At 75.4% G+C, this 2,492-nt stretch carries 1 protein-coding gene; it reads left to right on the top strand.

Translation table 11 applies throughout. The features are described 5' to 3' along the window. Window positions 1–2,492 (top strand): amino acid adenylation domain-containing protein (locus AB0K09_RS32300; protein ID WP_366068954.1); only part of this gene is annotated, 2,492 nt, incomplete at both ends.

Below are 2,492 nucleotides of genomic sequence, written 5' to 3' on the forward strand. Positions count from 1 at the left end.
GCCGCCGCACCCTCCGACACCTTCCTGCGGCAGACCGCCACCCTCCCGCAGACCGCCCTCGACAGCCTCCGCGCCGCCGCCCGGACGACCAGGACGAGCTGGTCGGCCCTGGTCGTCGCGGCGACCGCCGCCTATCTGCACCGCGTCACCGGGATCGAGGACGTGACCCTGGGCATCCCGGTCGGCGCCCGCCACGGCGCGGCCGCCCGCAACGTCCCGGGCATGGTCTCCAACGAACTCCCGCTGCGCGTCCGGGTGTCCCCGGCGACGACCGTCGCGGACCTCCTCCGGCAGGTCTCCGCCGAACTCAAGGACCTGCTGCGGCACCAGCGCCACCGCTACGAGGACCTGCGCCGGGACCTGCGCCTGCTGGACGAGGGGCGGCACCTCTTCGGCCCCATGGTCAACATCATGCCCTTCGACTTCGACGTCACGTTCGCCGGGCACCCCATCACCGTCCACAACGTCTCCAACGGGCCGGTCGGAGACCTGTCCATCGCCGTCTACGACCGTTCCGACGGCAGCGGTCTGCACTTCTCCTTCGACGCCAACCCCGCGCTCTACGAGCCCGCCGGGCTCGCCCGGCTCCAGGAGCGCTTCCTCGCCTTCCTGACCGCCCTCGCCACCGCGGACCCCGGCCTGCCCGTCGGCCGCCTCGACACCCTGACCGCCCCCGAGGCCGCCGCCGCGCTGTCCGCCGCCGGCGAGCCCGCGCGCCCCGTCCCCGCGGCCACCGTCGCCGACCTGTTCGCCGCCCAGGCCGCCCGCACCCCCGACGCCACGGCCGTGGTCGCCGCCGGCCGCACCCTGACCTTCGCCGGGCTCAACGCCTCCGCCAACCAGCTTGCCCACCTCCTGGCCGACTTCGGCGTGGGACCCGAGCAGTTCGTGGCCCTGGCCCTGCCCCGCTCGGCCGACATGGTCGTGGCCCTGCTCGCCGTCCTCAAGGCCGGCGCGGCCTACGTACCGCTGGACCCGGACCACCCGGCCGAGCGGACGCGCATGGTCCTCGCCGAGGTCGACCCCGCGCTCGTGCTGACCGACGCCGCCACGGCGAGCACGCTCCCCGCCCCGGACGACGCCCGGGTCCTGCTCATCGAGGACGCCGGACTGGGCCTGCCCGGGATCCCCGTCACCGACCCCACCGACGCCGACCGCACCCGGCCGCTGCGGCCCGGCCACCTCGCCTACGTCATCCACACCTCCGGCTCCACCGGCCGGCCCAAGGGCGTGGCCGTCGAACACCGCAGTCTGAGCAACCTCCATGCGCACCACCGGCGCGTCCTCATCGAACCCGCCGTCGCCGAGGCCGGCCGGGACCGCTTCCGCGTCGCCCTGACCAACGCCTTCGTCTTCGACGCCTCCTGGACCGCGCTGCTCTGGCTCGTCGCCGGCCACGAACTGCACGTCATCGACGACGCGACGCGGCGCGACGTCGGAGCACTCGCCGCCTACACCGCCGAACACGCCGTCGACGTCCTGGACACCACCCCCACCCACGCCCGCCAGCTGCTCACCGCCGGCCTCCTCGACGGCGCGCACCGCCCGAGCCTGCTGGTCCTCGGCGGTGAAGCCGTCCCCGACGACCTGTGGGCCGAACTCAACGCCACCGACGGGCCGACCGCCCGCAACGTCTACGGACCGACCGAGTGCACGGTCGACTCGATGTACAGCGACCTCCGCGCCACCGGGGCCCCCGTCATCGGCCGCCCGGTCGACAACATGCGCGCCCACGTCCTCGACAGTGCGCTGCGGCCCGTCGCGGACGGCACCGCGGGCGAGCTCTACCTGGCGGGAGCCGGACTGGCCCGGGGCTACCTCGGCCGGCCCGCGCTCACCGCCGAACGGTTCGTCGCCGACCCCTTCGGCGCGCCCGGCGAGCGCATGTACCGCACCGGCGACCTCGTCCGCCGCGAGCCCGACGGCCGGCTCGGCTACCTCGGCCGGACCGACACCCAGGTGAAGCTGCGCGGCTTCCGCATCGAGCCGGGCGAGATCGAGTCCGCGCTCACCGCCCACCCGGCCGTCGCCCAGTGCGGCGTCGTGGTCCGCGAGGACCGGCCCGGCGTACGACGGCTGGTGGCCTACCTCGTACCGGCACCCGGCACGCCCGCACCGGACGCGGGAGAGCTGCGCGAGCACCTCGCCGCCCGGCTGCCCGCATACATGATCCCGGCCGGCTTCGTACCGCTGGACGCCCTGCCCCTCACCCACAACGGCAAGCTCGACCGCGACGCCCTGCCCGTCCCCGAGGTCACCGCCGCCGCCGGCAGCCGGCCCCCGCGCACCCCGCGCGAGGAGACGCTGTGCGCGCTCTACGCCGAACTGCTCGACGTGCGGCGGGTCGGCATCGACGACAGCTTCTTCGCCCTCGGCGGCGACTCCCTGCTGGCCGTCCGGCTGGCCGCACGCGCCCGGGAGGCCTCGGTCGTCATCGACTCCCGCGACGTCTTCCTCCACAAGACCGTGGCCGCGCTCGCCGCGGCGGCGCG

Source organism: Streptomyces sp. NPDC049577 (genome assembly GCF_040675635.1).
In the GTDB taxonomy this organism is placed as follows: Bacteria; Actinomycetota; Actinomycetes; order Streptomycetales; family Streptomycetaceae; genus Streptomyces.